Source organism: Brevibacillus sp. HB1.2, assembly GCF_013332495.1.
Classification (GTDB): domain Bacteria; phylum Bacillota; class Bacilli; order Brevibacillales; family Brevibacillaceae; genus Brevibacillus; species Brevibacillus porteri.
On the sequence record NZ_JABMIU010000001.1, the window covers coordinates 764,430 to 783,211 of the forward strand.

At 47.1% G+C, this 18,782-nt stretch carries 21 protein-coding genes; 2 read left to right on the forward strand and 19 right to left on the reverse strand.

The window, feature by feature from the left end; translation table 11 throughout:
* Positions 1-6: 6 nt before the first annotated feature.
* The 4 genes from HPY28_RS03460 to HPY28_RS03475 form a co-directional block, all read right to left on the reverse strand.
* Complete coding sequence (locus HPY28_RS03460) at positions 7-999, reverse strand: thiamine pyrophosphate-dependent dehydrogenase E1 component subunit alpha (RefSeq protein WP_017248036.1); 993 nt, start codon at positions 997-999, stop codon at positions 7-9.
* A gap of 18 nt (positions 1,000-1,017) precedes the next feature.
* Positions 1,018-2,439: a dihydrolipoyl dehydrogenase gene (lpdA, locus tag HPY28_RS03465; protein WP_174230075.1), complete on the reverse strand. Its 1,422-nt coding sequence runs from the start codon at positions 2,437-2,439 to the stop codon at positions 1,018-1,020.
* 138 nt (positions 2,440-2,577) lie between these two features.
* Positions 2,578-3,669: a Glu/Leu/Phe/Val dehydrogenase dimerization domain-containing protein gene (locus HPY28_RS03470; RefSeq protein WP_017248034.1), complete on the reverse strand. Its 1,092-nt coding sequence runs from the start codon at positions 3,667-3,669 to the stop codon at positions 2,578-2,580.
* 233 nt (positions 3,670-3,902) lie between these two features.
* Positions 3,903-5,972 carry a sigma-54-dependent Fis family transcriptional regulator gene (locus HPY28_RS03475; RefSeq protein WP_017248033.1) on the reverse strand — a complete coding sequence of 690 codons (2,070 nt, stop codon included), beginning with the start codon at positions 5,970-5,972 and terminating at the stop codon, positions 3,903-3,905.
* A gap of 216 nt (positions 5,973-6,188) precedes the next feature.
* Between HPY28_RS03475 and HPY28_RS03480 the strand changes: the two genes are divergently transcribed.
* The gene (locus tag HPY28_RS03480; RefSeq protein WP_007720834.1) at positions 6,189-6,449 is read left to right on the forward strand and encodes a DUF2627 domain-containing protein; all 261 of its coding nucleotides are present in this window, start codon (positions 6,189-6,191) and stop codon (positions 6,447-6,449) included.
* Here the strand turns inward: HPY28_RS03480 and HPY28_RS03485 are convergent.
* The 8 genes from HPY28_RS03485 to HPY28_RS03520 form a co-directional block, all read right to left on the reverse strand.
* Positions 6,446-7,369 carry an MraY family glycosyltransferase gene (locus tag HPY28_RS03485; protein WP_371813417.1) on the reverse strand — a complete coding sequence of 308 codons (924 nt, stop codon included), beginning with the start codon at positions 7,367-7,369 and terminating at the stop codon, positions 6,446-6,448. The genes HPY28_RS03480 and HPY28_RS03485 overlap by 4 nt on opposite strands.
* On the reverse strand, positions 7,351-8,043 hold the full coding sequence (locus HPY28_RS03490) for a glycosyltransferase family 2 protein (protein ID WP_017248032.1): 693 nt from the start codon (positions 8,041-8,043) through the stop codon (positions 7,351-7,353). The genes HPY28_RS03485 and HPY28_RS03490 overlap by 19 nt, the downstream gene beginning before the upstream one ends.
* Positions 8,030-8,584: a copper transporter gene (locus HPY28_RS03495; RefSeq protein WP_017248031.1), complete on the reverse strand. Its 555-nt coding sequence runs from the start codon at positions 8,582-8,584 to the stop codon at positions 8,030-8,032. Before HPY28_RS03495 ends, HPY28_RS03490 begins: the two co-directional genes overlap by 14 nt.
* 25 nt (positions 8,585-8,609) lie before the next feature.
* Positions 8,610-9,776: a putative cytokinetic ring protein SteA gene (gene steA, locus HPY28_RS03500; RefSeq protein ID WP_174224770.1), complete on the reverse strand. Its 1,167-nt coding sequence runs from the start codon at positions 9,774-9,776 to the stop codon at positions 8,610-8,612.
* 110 nt (positions 9,777-9,886) lie between these two features.
* Positions 9,887-10,063 carry a DUF2759 family protein gene (locus HPY28_RS03505; RefSeq protein ID WP_017248028.1) on the reverse strand — a complete coding sequence of 59 codons (177 nt, stop codon included), beginning with the start codon at positions 10,061-10,063 and terminating at the stop codon, positions 9,887-9,889.
* Positions 10,064-10,179: 116 nt separating this feature from the next.
* On the reverse strand, positions 10,180-10,983 hold the full coding sequence (locus HPY28_RS03510) for a class I SAM-dependent methyltransferase (RefSeq protein ID WP_017248027.1): 804 nt from the start codon (positions 10,981-10,983) through the stop codon (positions 10,180-10,182).
* A 2-nt stretch (positions 10,984-10,985) separates the two neighbouring features.
* The gene (locus HPY28_RS03515; protein WP_017248026.1) at positions 10,986-11,360 is read right to left on the reverse strand and encodes a VOC family protein; all 375 of its coding nucleotides are present in this window, start codon (positions 11,358-11,360) and stop codon (positions 10,986-10,988) included.
* Positions 11,344-12,153, reverse strand: coding sequence for a class I SAM-dependent methyltransferase (locus HPY28_RS03520; protein WP_174230076.1), 810 nt, complete (start codon positions 12,151-12,153; stop codon positions 11,344-11,346). Before HPY28_RS03520 ends, HPY28_RS03515 begins: the two co-directional genes overlap by 17 nt.
* A gap of 100 nt (positions 12,154-12,253) precedes the next feature.
* On the opposite strand from HPY28_RS03520, the gene HPY28_RS03525 reads away from it, so the two are divergent.
* Positions 12,254-13,120 (forward strand): LysR family transcriptional regulator, encoded by an 867-nt coding sequence (locus HPY28_RS03525; protein ID WP_017248024.1) that lies wholly within the window; start codon positions 12,254-12,256, stop codon positions 13,118-13,120.
* 7 nt (positions 13,121-13,127) lie between these two features.
* On the opposite strand, the gene HPY28_RS03530 is transcribed toward HPY28_RS03525, so the two are convergent.
* The 7 genes from HPY28_RS03530 to spoIVB all read right to left on the reverse strand — a co-directional run bounded on the left by HPY28_RS03530 (position 13,128) and on the right by spoIVB (position 18,752).
* On the reverse strand, positions 13,128-14,009 hold the full coding sequence (locus HPY28_RS03530; protein ID WP_254613047.1) for a metallophosphoesterase: 882 nt from the start codon (positions 14,007-14,009) through the stop codon (positions 13,128-13,130).
* A complete protein-coding gene (locus tag HPY28_RS03535) occupies positions 13,978-14,556 on the reverse strand; it encodes a beta-class carbonic anhydrase (protein ID WP_026043031.1) in 579 nt (192 codons plus the stop codon). Before HPY28_RS03535 ends, HPY28_RS03530 begins: the two co-directional genes overlap by 32 nt.
* A gap of 114 nt (positions 14,557-14,670) precedes the next feature.
* Positions 14,671-15,141: a hypothetical protein gene (locus HPY28_RS03540; protein WP_174224772.1), complete on the reverse strand. Its 471-nt coding sequence runs from the start codon at positions 15,139-15,141 to the stop codon at positions 14,671-14,673.
* Positions 15,142-15,209: 68 nt separating this feature from the next.
* Entirely contained in the window at positions 15,210-15,896 is a 687-nt protein-coding gene (locus tag HPY28_RS03545) for a hypothetical protein (protein WP_174230077.1), read from the reverse strand.
* A gap of 55 nt (positions 15,897-15,951) precedes the next feature.
* Entirely contained in the window at positions 15,952-16,146 is a 195-nt protein-coding gene (locus tag HPY28_RS03550; protein WP_082192163.1) for a transcription initiation factor TFIIIB, read from the reverse strand.
* A gap of 224 nt (positions 16,147-16,370) precedes the next feature.
* Positions 16,371-17,159 carry a sporulation transcription factor Spo0A gene (gene spo0A, locus HPY28_RS03555; protein WP_007720793.1) on the reverse strand — a complete coding sequence of 263 codons (789 nt, stop codon included), beginning with the start codon at positions 17,157-17,159 and terminating at the stop codon, positions 16,371-16,373.
* Positions 17,160-17,417: 258 nt separating this feature from the next.
* On the reverse strand, positions 17,418-18,752 hold the full coding sequence (gene spoIVB / locus HPY28_RS03560) for a SpoIVB peptidase (RefSeq protein ID WP_017248019.1): 1,335 nt from the start codon (positions 18,750-18,752) through the stop codon (positions 17,418-17,420).
* Between the last annotated feature and the right edge of the window lie 30 nt (positions 18,753-18,782).

The following is an 18,782-nucleotide window of genomic DNA, read 5'->3' on the forward strand; positions in this document are numbered from 1 at the left end:
CCCCCCTTATTCCCCGTATACGTATGTCATTGTCGATTCTGGTGTTGGATATGGCGCGGTTTCCGCATATTCAGTGGCTTCATCCACTTCCAGCTGGACGCGGGCAAGCATATCTGCTTCCTTATGTTCGTCCAAGAGTCCGATCTCTCTCAAATAGGCAGCGAAAACAATCAACGGGTCCTTTTTCTTTGCTTCTTCTACTTCTTCTCTCGTACGATACACACGATCGTCATCGTCACTAGAGTGCGGAACAAGGCGATACATAACGGCTTCAATCAGCGTTGGCCCTTGACCACTACGAGCACGTTCAACCGCTTCTTTCATGACACGATATACTTCAATCGGATCGTTTCCGTCCACACTGATTCCAGGGAAGCCGTAACCGATCGCACGGTCTGCTACACTTTCACAAGCCAACTGCTTATTTAGTGGTACAGAGATCGCGTATTTGTTGTTTTCACAGAAAAAGATAACCGGGAGCTTGTGGACACCCGCAAAGTTCGCACCTTCGTGGAAGTCCCCCTGGTTACTGGAGCCTTCTCCGAACGATGCATACACAACAAAATCTTTTTGCTTCATTCTACCTGCCAAAGCCATACCAACTGCGTGTGGCACTTGAGTAGTCACAGGGCTTGAGCCCGTCAAAATATTGTACTTCTTGCCACCGAAGTGACCTGGCATCTGTCTTCCACCGCTATTCGGATCTTCTGCCTTCGCAAAAGCGGACAGCATGCAATCACGGGCTGTTTGGCCAAAAACCAGAACCAAACCAAGATCGCGATAGTACGGGCACAAGAAGTCTCTGTCTTTTTCCATCGCAAAAGCTGCTCCCACCTGAGCTGCTTCCTGACCCTGGCAGGAAATCACGAACGGTACTTTGCCCGCACGATTCAACAGCCATTGGCGCTCGTCAATTTTTCTGGCCAATAGCATGTAATAATACATGTCAAGGACTTGCGCATCGGTCAATCCCACTTGCTCATGTCGCTTGGTTGTCATCGTTACATACCCTCCTTGCTAATTGTGTATCGCTTTTCCGTCGACAGCCTGTGCTGCCTCCATGATTGCTTCTGATAAAGATGGATGCGGGTGAATCGTCTGTCCGATCTCCCACGGAGTCGCATCCAGTACACGGGCCAAGCCCGCTTCGGAAATCATATCTGTCACATGTGTACCGATCATGTGAACCCCTAACAAATCATTGGTCTTGGCATCAACGACCAACTTCACAAAGCCGTCATTCTCACCGTGGATCAGTGCTTTGCCCAACGGCTTAAAGCTGAACTTGCCAATCTTCACATCGTAGCCTTGTTCTTTTGCTTCTTTTTCAGTGAGTCCGACATTTGCGACTTCAGGTCTGCTATACGTACATTTCGGAACCTTGGTGTAATCCATTGGGTGCGGGGTTTGTCCAGCCATGTGCTCTACCGCGAGTATTCCTTCATGCGAAGCAACATGCGCCAATTGCAGACCGCCAATCATGTCACCAATCGCATAAATATGAGGCTCTGCGGTCTGGAAAAATTCATTAACCACGACTACCCCACGCTCGACTTTGATTTCTGTTGCTTCCAAACCGATGTTTTCTACATTCGCTTGGCGTCCTACAGATACGAGTACCTTTTCGGCTTCAAAGGTTTGGACTCCATCCTTGACTTCCGCCTGAATAGAGACTTTGCCTTCCCCTTTTTCCAACGATTCAGGCAGCACCTTTGCTCCCGTCACGATGTTGACTTTCCGCTTTTTCAACAGACGAGCCAATTCCTTGCTCACTTCTTCATCCTCAAACGGCAAAATACGGTCGGCGTACTCCATAACAGTTACTTCCACACCGAAATCATTGAGCATGGAAGCCCACTCAATCCCGATGACACCGCCACCAACGATGACAACAGAAGCAGGCAATTGCTCCCACTGCAACGCTTCATCGCTTGTTACCACATATGAACCGTCAATGACCAAACCGGGAAGTGTGCGTGGACGAGAACCTGTTGCCAGCAAAAGGAATCGTGGAACGATCATTTCTTGGTCCCCGTTCTCCTTTTCAATGCGCACAGCACCTGCCTGCGGAGAAAAAATGGAAGGCCCCATAACTCTTCCAAAGCCTTCGAAGACAGTAATACTGCCTTTTTTCATCAAGTACTGAATCCCTTTGTGAAGTTGGTCGATAATGCCTTGCTTTCGCTCTTGTATTTTTGTGAAGTCATAGCCTACAGTACCTGCCGAGACTCCGTATTTGTCAGCTTCCTTCAGGGTGGAGAATACTTCTGCACTGCGCAATAGCGCTTTTGATGGGATGCAACCACGGTGCAAGCAAGTACCACCGAGCTTTTCTTTTTCCACGATTGCTACCTTCATTCCCAATTGGGAAGCGCGGATTGCCGCTACATAACCGCCGGTACCTCCCCCGAGGACGACTAAATCAAACTCTTGAGACACCACGATCTCTCCTTTCATTCGGAAAGCTAACCTGCGTATTTACGAGAATATGAATATTCAAAGAAAACGGTTTATGTATTCCTGACCGCCCTCCATAGAAGAGCGGACAGGAGTTTGAACTTTATAGAAGAAACGAGATTAGCGCTTGTAAACAGTCTTGCCGTTTTGCAGGAAAGTATTACGTGATCTTGCAACACTTGCAATGCGCTCTTCCGCCATGCGGTCAGCAGCTTTGTAGGAAGCCATGCCATCACGTTCAGCGATTTCATAAATTTTCAGGATGCTGTCATAAATCGTTTCTACTTTTTTCAGTGCACGCTCGCGGTTGTAGCCTTGCAGCTCATCTGCCACATTGATTACACCACCAGCATTGATCACGTAGTCAGGTGCGTAGATCAGACCCATTTCGTGAATTTGGTCGCCGTGTCTCTCTTCTTTCAACTGGTTGTTAGCTGCCCCAGCGATCACTTTTGCTTTGAAGAGTGGAATGGTGTCATCGTTGATGATTGCACCCAATGCGCAAGGAGAGAAGATATCGCACTCTACACCAAAGATCTCGTTTACGCCTACCGCTTTGGCACCGAAATCGTTCACTGCGCGATCTACGTTTTCTTGATTGATGTCCGTTACGATCAAATGCGCGCCTTCTTCATGCAGGTGGCGGCACAGATTGTACGCTACGTTTCCTACACCTTGTACGGCAATCACACGTCCGGAGAGAGAGTCAGAACCGTAAGCCAATTTAGCAGCAGCTTTCATTCCACGGTAAACACCATAAGCTGTTACTGGGGATGGGTTGCCACTGGAACCGAATGCTGGAGAAACGCCTGTGACGAAATCTGTTTCCAAGTGGATCATATCCATGTCTGCTACCGTTGTTCCTACATCCTCAGCTGTGATGTAACGGCCATTCAGCCCTTGAATATAGCGACCGAAAGCACGGAACAGCTCTTCGCTCTTGTGCTCACGCGGATCACCGATGATGACTGCTTTACCACCACCGATGTTCAGTCCTGCTGCTGCGTTTTTGTAAGTCATCCCACGACCGAGACGCAGTACGTCCACAATCGCCTCTTCTTCTGTTTTATACGGCCACATGCGCGTACCGCCGAGTGCTGGTCCTAATGTCGTATCATGAATGCAAATGATTGCTTTCAAACCGGAATTTTCGTCTTGGCAAAATACCAATTGCTCGTAATCGTACTTTTGCATGTAGTCAAAGATGTTCACTGAAGAAACCTCCCTAGTATCTTTCGTTTTCCGCTTAGGTAAGCTAGCGTAACAGTGGGCTCCATTTGGAGAATTTCCCGTCAAAAGGTATATGCAAAAGTCATGCCAATAAAATCAAACTTATGAAAGCGCTTTATTTACAAGAACGTGGAATGAGTATCCTGACGTCAAGTCTGCATTTTTTTGCATATACGCGCAAATATTTGCGTGCAATATTTTGCACAGCTGCTTCGTTACTCTTCCTGCACATCCATGATGCCCAATTTTTCCATCTTGTAGTACAAACTGCGAATCGCGATTCCGAGGCGTTTGGCTGCAAGGGTGCGATTGCCTTTGGCTGCTGCCAGTTCCCGCAATATGTGCTGACGCTCTGCCTTTTCCACAGCTTCTTTTAACGTGGTACCCGTGGAACCCTCATGCTGGGCCTCTTCCTTTTTGGTCGAAACAATTCTTCTTTCCAGTGGGGGTAAATGCTCCGGCAAAATGATTCGCTCGTTGATCCGCATATGAATCATCGCCCTGCCCAGTACATTCTCTAGCTCGCGTACATTGCCTGGCCAGTGATAGGACAGAAGCATCTGCCATGTTTCTTCATGCAGTTCTTCTACATTTCTTCCGTACTCCAGATTGGCTTTTCGTAGCAGGTGCATAGCAATCGGTTTAATATCTTCCAAGCGCTGTCTGAGTGAAGGGATATGAATCGGCACGACGTGGAGACGATAATACAGATCTTCACGGAAACGTCCCGCTCCAATCGCCGCCTCCAGATTCACATGGGTAGCCGCAATGACGCGAACATCGATGTTGATCGGTTTCGTTCCACCCACTCGTACAACCTCTCGCTCCTGCAGGACGCGCAAAAGCATGACCTGCATGCTCATGGACAGCTCGCCGATCTCGTCCAAAAAGATCGTTCCACCGCTCGCTTCCTCAAACAGCCCCCGCTTTCCTCCTCGACGCGCGCCTGTAAACGCGCCTTCCTCATAACCGAAAAGCTCACTCTCCAGCAGGCTCTCTGAGATCGCTGCACAATTGACACGGATGAATTGGTTGTATTTTCGTTCACTTTCATTATGTATGGCGTGGGCAAATAGTTCTTTCCCCGTTCCCGATTCCCCACGAAGAAGGACAGTTGCTGGAGTTGACGCCGCTTTTTTGGCTTGCTCGATCGCTTGCTGCATAGGCTCGCTATAGCCGATGATGTCTGCAAAGCTATATTTTGCCTCCAAATTGCGGATGATACGACGAGCTCTCTCCAGCTCTTCTGTCAGGCGCTTGAATTCGGAGACATCGTGAATGACGCCAACGCTGCCTTTCAGCTCCCCATCGACCACAACCGGTGCAACATTGACCACGACGTCCTTGCGCTTTGGTCCTAATTTCATAGGGACGCCTCTCACTGCCTTCTTCGTTTTCAGGACTTGCATGTGCATGCTATCGCCTTCGGAAATGTCTACCGTCGCTGGTTTCCCGATGATGTCGTCTTGCGAAAAGCCCGTAAGCCTTGTGTAGGCCTTGTTGATCAAAAGTCCATTCCCGAATTGATCAACGACTGATATTGCTTCGTCCGATGATTGAATAATCGCTTGCAGCATGCTCTGCAAATCTTTCAAGTTCGTCACTTCTTCTGCCAACGCCATGATTTCTGTAATATCACGGAAAATGGCAACGGCTCCGACAACTTCTCCTCGATCATTGCGAACGGGCACGCGGTTTGTAATAATCCGCGTCTGATTCGGCAAGACCTGCTCCTGATTCAATTCAGGAGAGCCTGTCTTTAATACAATATGTAACCGAGTGTTCGGTATACGCTCCGAGACTTTAGTATCCAGCACTTCACTCGCCTCGATGCCCATCAATCGCTCTGCAGCTTTGTTGAACAACGTAATAATTCCTTGGCGATTGACCCCGATAATCGCGTCATGAGTGGAGTTCAGCATCGTTTCGCGCTCCCGCTGATTTTGCATCAAGACTGCAATCAGCTTATCGCGTTCCCGAATCAATTTCATGACGATTCTCGTAAACGTTCCCGGGATGAGCACCGTCTTATCTTTCTTTAATTGCCTGAGATGCTCATACTCCCCCAAGTCCCCTGTAGCTTCTAAAATGACATCCAGATCCTCGTCCAAATAAGGCCGATAATCTTGATCGGCGGGAATCCCCAAAGATTGGGCCAACAGTATGCCTGGAGCGTCCGGCCGTTGATCGACCACAGCCACGACTTGTAATCGGTCCATCTGGTTTAGCATCCGCAGGAGTGCTGTACCACCACGTCCCGCACCAACGATGAGCAGCTTGTGCATGCGAGAGACCCCTCACTTTTTGAACAACCTCTTTACGATCTTACTCGTTACCATTGTACTCCAACAAATCGTTGATGGACAGGCGTTCTTCCCTAACGTGCGCTCGTTCGTGTGCAACAGGTACGGTGGACAAGGCTGTTCGCATCCGATATGATGAAAAGACCTTATTGTAGTTGGTGAAGTCGTTTACGCATTTGAGAAAGGGGTGAAAAACCCTTGGTTTTTCAGAAAATCATTGCACTCTTAATTATGGTAATCCCGGCGGCAATCGCCATGTACGGAATCAAGTTAATTCGTGACGCATTCTTCTATTCTGCCTCTCCTGATGTTGGATTTTTATGGGGAAAACTCATTCTAGGGATACTGGCTTTCGCCATCCCTGTATGGTTTATTGCCGGATTTATTCTCCATCACGAGCGCAAAAAAAATCGCGTACAGCCCCGTTTCATGGTTCCTGAACCTGATGACGAGGACTAGACCAAACCGGACGAGCCAGTCTGGTTTTTTTTATTTTCAGCTTCTGCAGCTCTCCCCCATTGATCGAGTCGTCGGAGCCAACCAACCTGTTCAATCACACGGGAAAACGAGCAAAATTCTGCCGTAACCTGAAGACACAAGAAAAGCACGAGCATACTCGCCTGTACATAAATCGGTGTCCCGATGACCAAGGAAAAGCCTACTGCAAAGCCCAAGGCATTCGCCCCTGTATCTCCGAGCATGATTTTGCCGCCAGCGTCATGAGGAAACATGAGCATACTCGCCACGAAGATAGGCATCAAAAAAATCCAGTTTGCCATCGCCGTACCGGCTCCTATTGTCCAAATGCCAAAGGCCCCTGCAATTGCTGTCAGGCCCCAAAACACTTTGATCGCCCTTGCAGGCCGCAAATCAAACAAGTTAATGATGTTGGGGGAGAGAGCAAGTAAACCAAAGGAAACAATACCTGCCCACAACGAGTTCGAAAGAGAGAAGGAAAGACAAAAAGCCGTGCTTGTCCCACCTATCAGCTTCCACATGCCACTGGTCATTCGCCTCTCTCTCCATAACACGCCGAAATGTCCACGAAAGCCTTTTGCATCCCGATCTGATGCGCGATCGTCACGCCACCCACAAAAGGCCATTGTGATCATACCTGTTAGAAATAAAAAGCCGTGCAGGAGAAGCTCGCTTTTGGCCCCTCTGAGCAAAAGAAATCCGATCAACACGATCCCGGTTATAGCGCTCGAACATACGAGGATAAGACCCCCTGCTGTCAGTACTGGCTCTCTATCGTAATTGAATCGATTCATCCCCATGGCATTAAGCTTTTGTATACCGATTTTATGCAGCGGGCGGTCAAGCACCAGCGGAAAAACGACCGCGACAAGCATCATAAACATCATGTTTTTCGTTTCCACTCATGCCCCTCCCACCATTTCCAGCATAGCGTTCGACTAATCGCGACAAACTCTTTCCCTCGATGACAGAAGCCTGCCCAATCGTTTTTCGTTTCACGGTGCGAAAAAAAGACAGGCACCTCTGCTACACGATACCCTGCCCGCAAAGCATCGACAGTGAGCCCCACCTCTATGCCGAATCCTTTATCCTGGCTCCCCAATCGGTTAAGAAGCTCGCGACGTATTGCCCGTTGTCCCGATAAAGGGGCTTTTGCTTCAAAGCCTGTCAACATCCGAATGCCATGATGGGCCAAGCCTTTTGCTAATCCGAGCCCTGCTTTCACTTGCGGAGGTGGAAGAACAGCTACCGCCATATCACAGACATCTTGTAGCACCGGCGTAACTAAATGTGCAGCTTCTGCTGCGCTGTCTCGCAAATCACCGTCGAGAAGCATGACCACATCCCCACTGGCGCACTTCCAGCCCAGTTGAACAGCTGCACCTTTCCCTTGATTGCGCGGCGCTCGAATCACCATATCCGCCCACTTGCTTGCGATGTGTGCCGTCTCATCTTTACTACCATCATCAACGACGATCAGTTCATCACAAAAAAAGCGTTCACGGATGGCACGGAGTGTATCACCGATAGAAGCCTGTTCGTTGAACGCAGGGATGACGACGCTAACTTTTTTCACGCGAGCCCTTCCTCTCAGCCAATCTATTTTGCACTTGCTCCAAAAGTGCCCATTGTTTTGCAGGAGAGTCAGGCACTTCTACGACCTGAATCCAGGAATTCGCCTGTTTTTCCCGTAGCCAAAGCGGGGCTTGCCTTGCTACCACCAAAAGCACCCCATCTTCCCACTTGTTTCCCTCGCGATACGAAACCACTTCCATTCCTACCGAATGCATCAGTTGCTTAATCTGTTCAGCAACGTTGCCATCCTCCTGCCAAACATACACCTTGCTTCCTGCCAGTTCATCCACATAGCGTATGCTCATGAGTTGGACGACTTCTTGGTTGCTGTGTGCAACTTCCTTGAGCAATCGATTCATTTGCTGCCTTAATTCATGATTGCTTTTGAGAGCGCGATCGTACTTTGCTTCCATATTGGAAAGAATGCCATTTGTTCCTTGCGTTATCCATGAATGGCCTGCCATCCCTCCTAACAAGATACCTACCCCAAGCGCGACAAATATGGCAGCCAGTGAAATCAAATGATAGCGGAAGGGTATCATGTATACCTCCATGAAAATGCGTTGTTCATAAAGTCCAAGTCCGCCACTGGGTCCAAATCATCTGGACAGCATGACGGGTGATCGGATTAATGACGAGCGCGGCTGAAACAGGGAGAAGCATAGCGACTATACACCACCCCCACAGCTTCCATGACTCGCTCGGCCGATAGAGATGACTGACTCCTTTGGCATCAATTAGCTTTGTCCCGATCTTCGTGCGTACCAATAACGTGCTCGCCATACCTTTGCGGCCTTTTTCCAGAAAATCAATCATATTGGTATGGGCACCGATCGTAACGATCAGTTCAGCCTCGTTTTCGTACGCTAACAGCATCGCCACATCTTCGCTCGTACCAGGCGCTGGCAACACATGAAAAGGCAAACCGAGTGCTTTTACGCGAATCGTTCCAGGTGCTGTCCCATCCACAAAAGCATGTACGACGATCTCCGCTCCGCTTTGGAGCGCTCTGTCCGAGACGCTGTCCATATCTCCCACTATCAGGTCTGGACGATACCCTGCTTCCATGAGGGCATCTGCACCGCCATCGACACCAATCAAAACAGGTCGATATTCGCGAATGTAGGAAGACAGCGTCAGTAAATCCTCTCTGTAATGTTTCCCGCGAACGACGGCAACGACGTGTCGCTGTTCCATTTTTGTATGTAATCGCACATGGCAAAGTGGTTTCAAAAATAGGTCTTTTTCCTTGCTGGCGTACAAAAGTGTATTGTCAATAAACGATGAGAGCGTGTCATCCAACTTGTCGTGCGCTTCATGCCATCGGTTCAAAATAGCTGGAACCGTCACCTGCTGCAGCCTACATACATGGACCCACTTCTCTTCCAATAGGATGTACAGATTTTCTTCACGTATCGTTGCATACTTGCCCTCGACCCATTCCACGAACGAATCCGACACATCTCCATCCAGTACCTCATAGAGTGTGACACCGTTTGTTAAAAGTTGACGAGCTCCTTCAGCCGGGTATTGCCCCGTCATGAATGGTGAAAGGTTGAGGACAACTTTTACCCCTCTTTCCAGCAAGGACTGTGCTGCTATCTCATCAACATCCGGATGATCAATGATGGCGATATGATGGGAGTGGAGACGTTTGCACAACTGCTTCGTCTTCAGATCAGCTGCTACGACAGCCGTGTATGAATGTGCTACAGAACTTTTTCGTTTGCCCACGTTTTCCACCTCCGCCTTTAGTATGCTAAATATTTCCTTCCTACATGCAAAAAAAAGAAGCCGTGCATCAAATGCACAACCTCTTTTAAGCGAAGCGTTTTCAGTTTCATCTACGCACCCTTGACCAGGTAGTAAATGATCAAACCATCTGCGAACAGGAAAACCATCAAAGATACAAAGCCAAATAAGATTGCAAATGTGTTTTTCGCTTTGATGGAACTCAAACAGCCCCAAGCAATAAAGAATGTGAAGATAAACATCAGGATGTCAAATAAAACTAGTTTCATAAACGACAACTCCTTCACCATGATGACGCAAACCGGAATACAATGGCAATTCCATTATATAGCTTCACGTATTATGAGACAAGCATATCCAAATTTGTGAACAAAAAGTTTCACAATTATTCCCCTTTTATTGTGCCACATGTTGCGTTGCCTATCCATATACTCCAGCAATCTTGCTCATTCCATTTTTCTTGCCCGGCTACGTGATCATGGATGGTGTGAATGAGGTCCTTCAGTTCCGCATCGGTCAATTCATGCAGAATGGAGCGGCCTTTTCTTGAAAGCAAGTCAGCTTCCAATTCAGACCAGCTATCGTATTCACGCCTTGTCTCCCATAGTGTTGTCTTGTTCACCTGTTTAAGCCCCGCGAGTTTCATGGTGTTCTGTACCGCTGTATCATCCGGTCTTCGTCTCTGTTCGATCGTGAGTAAGCGCGGGTACCGGGTAAAAAAATAACCGCGAAAATGAGTTGGCGATGCTGGCATTTTGACATCGTCTATCGTCCTGTCTTGTATGAAGCAAATTCCCCCCGGTGCCAAGAGCCTGATGACTTCCTTAAAAAACTTCTGCAAGTCTTGCTCCGGGAAATGATGGATCAAGGCGCGAGCGAATACAATATCCGCACACTGACTCGGTAAGCCTGTTGCGCGGGCATCGCCCTGTGCAAACGAAATCTTCGGATCGTCAGCGCATTGCTCTCTCGCCGCATCTACCATCACCTGGGAAAAGTCAATCCCTGTGACAGAAGCAGCTCCTAACCTAGACCAAGCCTTGCTGTAAATTCCACCACCACAACCGATGTCTACGACGTTTTTTCCCACAGGATTGACGAGTGACAGGATCGTCTGACTCCACGAATCGTCAGCGGTTCTTCCCGTATAGCTCAACTGGTTTTTCTCTGCATGAAAATCAATGGTCATTCCTATTTCGCCTCCATGAACTCCAGTCGGTTTCCAAATGGGTCCTCTGTGAAAAAGCGGATAAGGTGAGGAATTTCTTCGTCAATCCGAAACGATACCCCATTTGCTTGCAGATGCTCCATCAACGAACCAATGTTTTGCACAAGGAACGCCGGATGTGCTTTTTTCGCGGGAATGAATCCTTCCTCTACGCCAATATGAATCATTTGAGCGCCACATTGAAACCATACTCCACCTCGTACGAGAAGCTTCTCTGGCTTTGGAACCTCCGGCATTCCCAAAAGCTCACCGAAAAACTTGCGGGCTACGTCCTCCGTTCCTCCTGGTGCTGCTAATTGTACATGATCGAGCCCAATCCATTCATGCTTTGTTGTCATCGTCTTCATTTCCTCCTCTTTTTTTACACAGAACCATCCATTCGTCAATCTGATGGTTCATTACTTTGCCTTCCTTTGTGGTAAGCCCGAGATATTCCTTTTGTTCGTCTGTAGCGTTTAGCAGCAGTTTTTCGACGTCCGCCTCCTGCTCAACTGATTCGGAAGTACGCTGAACCCATGGTAAAAACTCAAACCTTTTTTTGCGTTCCTGCTGCTTTTGTGGATTCAAGCCGTTCGCTTCAAACAAAGCGCGCCATTCACTTACAGAAAGACAGCGAACATGACTGGGATCGCGTGTTTTCTCTACTTCATTTATGAATGCCGAGAGTGACGACTCCTCAGGCGAAACATTGTCGATGAAGAGAAACAACCCACCAGGGGACAGCACGCGACTCACCTCACGAACAAAAGCCGCCGGATCTGGAAAATGATGAGCCGCGATTCGGCATGTGACGATCTCAAATGATTCATCGAGAAACGGAAGAGATTCTGCATCAGCCTGAACATACATCACATTATGAACAAGTGCTGTATCATTGGCCGCAGCCGCCGCCATGAGCATCGGGCGAGTCAAATCCGTGGCGACGACCAAGCTCACATGTGGAGCCAATGTCCTCGCTACGTGCCCACCTCCTGTGGCGATATCCAGTGCCCGCCACTTCTCTGCTGGCTGCATCCACTCCACCATCAGTTCCAGGTCGCTACCATTTGCATGCGTCTTGCTTTGCACGTATTGCTCGGCATTTTTTCCAAATTGCGCTTGTACAGCTTGTTTGATCTCCTCATTCTTCATCGGGAACACCTCCTGCCTACATCATATTCCAATGTTTGTCATCTTTGTTATAGAATACAGATAACTAGTTATCAAGAATTTGAATAGGAGGCAACTCACAATGGATCGAGAAAGTCTTGAGGTATTTTTGACGATTGCTCGTCATGGATCGATTAATCGCGCTGCACAAGCATTATTTTTGGCGCAATCAACATTGACGCACCGATTGAAGCAGTTAGAGCGCCAGGTTGGAAGTGCGCTTTTTGTTCGTACTGCCTCAGGAGTTAGTCTTACAGGCGAAGGACGTCGGTTACTACCAGTGGCTACAAATATCGTGGAGCAAATGCGCTCCTTTATCCAAGAGAAAGAACAGCGCCAATCGATGAACATCGTCGCAGGAAAAGCTTTTGTCGCCTATGAACTGCCGAGGCTGATCGGGGAGTACCGGATTGCTCATCCGGGCTTTACCTGCTACGTCCGCTCTACGTTGTACGAGGAGTCACTCAGCGCTCTGCTAACCGGAACGGCCGATATTGCCTTTCTCGGGAGTGAAATGTATCACCCACATATCCATCAAGAATTCCTTCCCAGCGATCGCCTCCTGCTCGTCATGGCACCAAGTCATCCTTGGGCAAACGGGTTTCCTGGTTTTCAGGCATGGGGAACCGAGGAAATGATTGTGTTCGGGAATCACACTGCTCCTTATCGCCAACGGATTGACCGCTATCTGGCACAGCAGGGAGTTTTTCCGAATATTATTATGGAATTGGACAGCTTCAATGCTGTTAAAAAAATGGTCGAACGTCAGCTAGGGATCACGATCCTTCCGGAAAGAACCATACAACAAGAGCTAGCGACCGGAAGATTGGTCGCCTACGATATCGCAAACGGCGAATTAGTACGCCCCACGCTCATCGCCTACCTGCATCCAAAAAAAGAGGACGATGCTTTCCAGCAATTCGTCCAATGGATCAAGGAACATTATTAACAAAAGTTTACTGTAGGGTTAGTACCGTAAGCTCCGGGCGGCAAAATAAACGAACAGGCAAGATCGTCGTACCCAATCCTCTGTTGGTGTACACAGCCATGCCACCTACCTGATACAGTCCTTGTACATATTTACGCCCGTATTGCGGCGCCAAGAGATGACCAATGAAGGGCAAGCGCACTTGTCCGCCATGGCTGTGTCCGGACAGTTGGAGAAGCACGGGATGCTCTGACGCAATATCAGCAAAATCAGGCTCGTGCACCAACAAGATCACGCTGCCCTCCGGCGGGATATTTTCCAACGCCCGCGGAAGATCAGGTACGCCATAGAAAACATCATCGACCCCCGCCATGTATAACTGCTGGCCATCTTTGTGCACGACAACGTGCCGATTATCCAACACTTCGAATCCAGACGCGACTAAGCCATCTCGAACTTTTTGTTGTTCACCAGCTCGATAATCGTGGTTGCCTAAAACGGCGAATTTGCCTAATGGGGCTAGGAGCTGATTGAAAAGGGGAACAGCGGCGAATAGCGGTCGCGTCACTTCATCTACGATATCCCCTGTGAAACAAATCAAATCCGGTTTTTCGCTCTGAATCAAGGCAATAATCGACTCCAACTCTTTCGGTTCAAAATAATGGCCGAGATGGACATCACTGAATTGAATGAGCTTTGTCCCCTTAAAGCTTTCTGGCAATCCCGGTATCGTGATGGACAATCGCACGATATCAAGCGCTTTCCGTTCCCATACATGACCGTACACGCCAATCGCTACACCGAGACCAATCAATCCACCTACCCATTTCGTGACTTTGTGGAGAAATGTTTTTCTTGAAATGGGGGCAAGGTTAGGATCATTCACTGTCTTTCGTTCGCCCATACCCATTCACGACAACGTCCAATCTTCCCGTCACCGGGTCAATGAGTAAGCCATGCACCTCCACATTAGGTGGGAGGAGTGGGTGATTTTTAATCGTTTCTACGCTATTTTTCACACTTTCTTCTACACGATCGAATCCGTGCAACCATTTATGTAAGTTAATCCCTGCATGTTGAAGCGTGGAAAACGTTTGAGCCGAGACTCCTCGCTCCAGCATCTTCTCCATCGTGCGTTTGCTGTCTATCGCACTCATCCCGCAGTCATAATGCCCAACGACCATCACTTCTTCGGCATTCAATTCGTAGATCGCAATCAGAATACTACGCATGATACTCCCAAAAGGATGGGACACGATTGCCCCGGCGCTTTTTACGTGCTTGATATCTCCATTGCGCATGTTCATGGCTTTCGGCAGCAGTTCAACCAAACGGGTATCCATACAAGATAGCACGACCAATCGTTTATCAGGAAACTTGGTGGTTTGGTACTTTTCATATTCTTGGTTCGCCACAAATTCACGGTTAAATGCGAGAATTTCATCTAAATTGCGCACTTTCACAGCACCTGCCTCGCTCTTTGTAGTATGTATTTGCATCGTATGCTTTTCTATTTTACATAGGAGAATCAAAATCTCGCAAGTGACTGTGGCAGTTTCTTATCAAGTGGTTCATTTTTTCAGGATGTAATGTTGCTCGTCTAAACGAAATTTTTTTGGTGAAAAGAGGTTCTCAATCGTCGAGTAAATTGGTTCTCTTTTCGTGAATTTCTCACCTATCCATAGACCATACAGTTCAACCTGCGTCTTGTCGTGATCAAGTAGCTCCTCGCACCAAGCACGTAGATGCATCATTCTGGCCATGCTTTTTTGATAGTCCTCTACGTATCTTTGATATTGACGAGGTCTCTCCTCTTCTGGGTACATCCCGAGTTTTACTTTATCTGGATGCTTGGAAATGCTAAAACTGCAAGCGCAACCCTCTTCGGTTGTCACCAGCCATGCCTGTTTTTGCGGAAAATACTTGAATAAATCAGGGCTTTTTTCCCGTGACAGTTTGCCTGTCAAAACATAAGGAGAGAGTAGTGGCTTTGGTTCAAATCCTGGCGTTTCTTTTATCATAACGATTAATTCTAAGCACATTACTTCAATTCCTCCAGAAAGAGTAGAAACATCGAAGTGAGACATCTACACGTTCATTAGTCATTTCATCATGTTAATACTTGGAAAAGTTTATCTATTTGTTTCTTACTGGCGAATGACTCATCCATCGATAAAAAGGATAATAGGGTCATCGCTTTTTTTGCTTTATTTGCCGCAAACATTTTGTGATGACCATCCAATAAAAAATGACTATAAACCCATACCTCGTCAAAATGATTTAACGGATATTTTATATCTAAGAAAGAAATACTCAACGCTGTTGGTGTTTCTTTTACATCCACTCTTTCCATGTAATCATTTATTGTTATAGGATTTAATGATTCACTGGATTGAATGGGTACTATATATTCTTCCATTTTCCTCATACTGCTTATATTCCTTAGCCCAGCCTTGTAGTACTCAGTCCCATATTCCTCTCTTTTCATCCTAGGATACACCTTCAGCAAAGTTGCAATGTAATGACCATTGGGAATAAGACAGGATAAATCAGACAGGAAAGCTTGGTCCAGTTTATTTATCCCTTGATTTAATTGGTTGGATATTTTTGTTGAGTTTTTCATATCCATTCCTGAAACGTCGGCATAAAAAAGACAGGTTTCACAATCAATACCTGTATTGGCGATCTCTTTTCCCTCAATGGTTAGATACCTTTGACGATAACCAGCCTGCTTATACTCAATAGGTGATGTGGAAGAACGAATACTAATTTCTTTATAGGACAGTAGTTTGCTCATTTATTTTTATCTCCGACTGAAATAGTTCTAAATCAATAAAACCTACAAATCAGTATTAAGCTTTAAATTTAGATGGGTTTTCAACATAACTTTCAATCACATAGCCACAATGTGTACAGATTCTATGAATGATTTCAGAACTAATAGGAATAAACTTACCTAAGGGAAATACTCCCGCTTGCGGAGCTTGCTTCCCTTTTCCAATCTCACTGCAACCACATTTTGGGCATTGCTCTATTTGATTTTCCATTTTGCTCCTCGGGATCTCGTATTTTATTTTTAAAATACCTTTTCCTATTATACCTAATTTTCCCAGAAACAGCGATAAAGCCTTGAAACTGTCTGCGGAATGAGAAGCCTACATTTGCACAAGCATTGTGAGCGATTGTTATCCATACAAAAAGACACTAACAATAGCTAGTGTCCTTTGTATTGGTTATTTTCTTATCCATTACTTTTTGCTACGACTACACCCTAGCTAATCTTCGCCTCAATCCGCAGCTTGTCCGCCACCATGGCAATGAACTCACTGTTAGTCGGCTTCGCCTTGGTGTTGGAAATCGTATAACCAAACAAGCTGGAAATAGAGTCCAAATTACCACGGGACCACGCTACTTCTATCGCATGGCGGATCGCACGTTCTACGCGACTAGCGGTTGTATTGAATTTCTTGGCAATGTCCGGGTACAGGACTTTGGTAATCGAACCGAGCAGCTCGACATCGTTGTATACCATTGTAATCGCTTCCCGCAAATACAAATAACCTTTGATATGAGCAGGAACTCCAATCTCATGAATGATGCTGGTGATGCTCGCGTCCAAATTGCGTCCGCGGATTTGTAAGGTAGCTTGTGGTTTCACAGAAGAAACAAAAGAAGAGGCAGGTTTTGTTGTAATGATTTGACGGATGCGCTGTGCCAGCACCTCCATATCAAACGGTTTCAAAATGTAGTATGCTGCTCCCAGCTCTACTGCTTTCTTCGTAATTTCTTCCTGCCCGAAAGCAGTCAACATGATAATTTTAGGTTGAGGACTTAAGCGCATGGCCTGAATTTGCTCCAAAACAGCCAAGCCATCCAGATGTGGCATGATGATATCCAAAATTAATACATCGGGTACACGTTCCTGCAGCAGTCGAACTACCTCATTGCCGTTGTAAGCAACACCTACAACATTCATGTCATACTGGCTACTGATGTACTCTTCCAACAGATTTACAAATTCACGGTTATCATCTGCCAACAACACTTCAATCTTGCTCAAGGTCGTTCCTCCTAACAATGGACGGTCTTTTGGAAAGAAGGTGGCGTTCTAGGGGTAACAAATCTAAAAGGATTAGTCCATACCATCTTTTCTCTACAAAAATTATTCGACAAAGCAAATTCCATTCCTGCCAATGACGAAAGATTGAATGATTTAACTGATATTTCGACAAAGAATCCATTCATTTCCAAGCGATTCGTCAAAGGACTGCAAAAATCGAAAAAGCCGCCTCGCTTCGTTCGCGTGACGGCACTTCATTCAGGCAGCTTTGGTTGTATGGGTTCGAGATTCGGCAGTACCTCGCACATTCACACCAGCATCCTGAAGCATCCACTCAATGTAGCAGCCGTATCCCGAAGTAGGATCATTGACAAACACGTGCGTGACGGCACCGACAATCTTGCCTTTTTGAATGATGGGACTGCCGCTCATCCCCTGTACGATGCCACCTGTCTTTTCCAAAAGACGTTTGTCCGTGACTTTAATAATCATCCCTTTGGTTGCAGGAAAATGCTGCTTGACCACGTTTGCGATCTCAATATCGAACTCTTCTACCTTTTGGCCTTCCACGACAGTAAGAATTTTGGCTGGCCCTTCCTCTACCTGCTCAGCAAGAGCGATTGGTAACGGCTCCTGGTAATAGCTGCGTTTAGGCTCGTCCTTCATTTTGCCGAAAATGCCAAAAGGGGTGTTTTTCGTTATATTTCCGAGAACTTCACTTTCATTGTAGAAACGCGCAAATTTCTCCCCTGGGTTGCCACTTTGTCCTTTTTCAATCGATGTGACACTTGCTTGCACGATCTGGCCATCTCCTACGACAATGGCTTGACCAGTATCAACGTCGGAAATGACGTGCCCTAATGCCCCGTACGCTTTGGAATTCGGATCATAAAAGGTCAGTGTCCCTACTCCTGCCGCTGAATCCCGAATATAGAGACCCATACGGTATTCACTGTCTTTTTTGTCTTTTGCCGGGTGCAAAGTGAGCGAAAGCTTTTCCTTGCCACGAACGACAAGCAATTGAACGGAATGATTCTTTTTCCCCGTTTCGTTAATCAATTTCTTTACGTCGTTCATGTCATTGATGTACATGTCGTTCATTTTGATAATCATGTCACCGACGTGTATACCTGCCTGTTCACCTGGAGAAAACTTGTTTTTACCATTGTCAACTAAATGATGACCGACAACCAAAACACCCGCTGTTTGCAGCTTCACCCCGATTGACTGTCCACCAGGGTACAACCGCAGATCTGGCAATACATTTACTTTTACAGCAGTCAGCGGAATGTTATGCCACTTCACCTGCAATTGGGCTTCCCCAGCCCTACGCGGTTCAACGGACATAGGCCTGCTCAAATCAACGGATACCTCACGCGCCTCTGTCCCGTTAACGTGCAAAATATCAGGATTGCTATTGATTAGCGTGCCCATTACCGGCACAGAGACCCGCAGTTGCTCGAGGGACCCTTCCATCAAACGCAATTCACGGGGAAAGGAGGACAGATCGCGGAACGGGGTGGAACTCACGACAAGCGCCGTGATGAGGAGAAGGAGACTTCCCATCCATTTTCTTTTGTTTTGTCGGATCACCAGTAATCACTCCTACCGTTCCCTACCTAC

What these genes read in the sequence shown, in the direction of transcription:
- HPY28_RS03545 (WP_174230077.1), bottom strand. Translation starts at nt 15,896, where the DNA reads ATGAGCAAACTACTGTCCTATAAAGAAATTAGTATTCGTTCTTCCACA.
- HPY28_RS03505 (WP_017248028.1), bottom strand. Translation starts at nt 10,063, where the DNA reads ATGAAACTAGTTTTATTTGACATCCTGATGTTTATCTTCACATTCTTT.
- HPY28_RS03460 (WP_017248036.1), bottom strand. Translation starts at nt 999, where the DNA reads ATGACAACCAAGCGACATGAGCAAGTGGGATTGACCGATGCGCAAGTC.
- HPY28_RS03520 (WP_174230076.1), bottom strand. Translation starts at nt 12,153, where the DNA reads ATGAAGAATGAGGAGATCAAACAAGCTGTACAAGCGCAATTTGGAAAA.
- HPY28_RS03530 (WP_254613047.1), bottom strand. Translation starts at nt 14,009, where the DNA reads ATGGGTATGGGCGAACGAAAGACAGTGAATGATCCTAACCTTGCCCCC.
- HPY28_RS03475 (WP_017248033.1), bottom strand. Translation starts at nt 5,972, where the DNA reads ATGCACAAGCTGCTCATCGTTGGTGCGGGACGTGGTGGTACAGCACTC.
- HPY28_RS03525 (WP_017248024.1), top strand. Translation starts at nt 12,254, where the DNA reads ATGGATCGAGAAAGTCTTGAGGTATTTTTGACGATTGCTCGTCATGGA.
- HPY28_RS03540 (WP_174224772.1), bottom strand. Translation starts at nt 15,141, where the DNA reads ATGTGCTTAGAATTAATCGTTATGATAAAAGAAACGCCAGGATTTGAA.
- HPY28_RS03510 (WP_017248027.1), bottom strand. Translation starts at nt 10,983, where the DNA reads ATGACCATTGATTTTCATGCAGAGAAAAACCAGTTGAGCTATACGGGA.
- HPY28_RS03495 (WP_017248031.1), bottom strand. Translation starts at nt 8,584, where the DNA reads ATGATACCCTTCCGCTATCATTTGATTTCACTGGCTGCCATATTTGTC.
- HPY28_RS03515 (WP_017248026.1), bottom strand. Translation starts at nt 11,360, where the DNA reads ATGACAACAAAGCATGAATGGATTGGGCTCGATCATGTACAATTAGCA.
- HPY28_RS03550 (WP_082192163.1), bottom strand. Translation starts at nt 16,146, where the DNA reads ATGGAAAATCAAATAGAGCAATGCCCAAAATGTGGTTGCAGTGAGATT.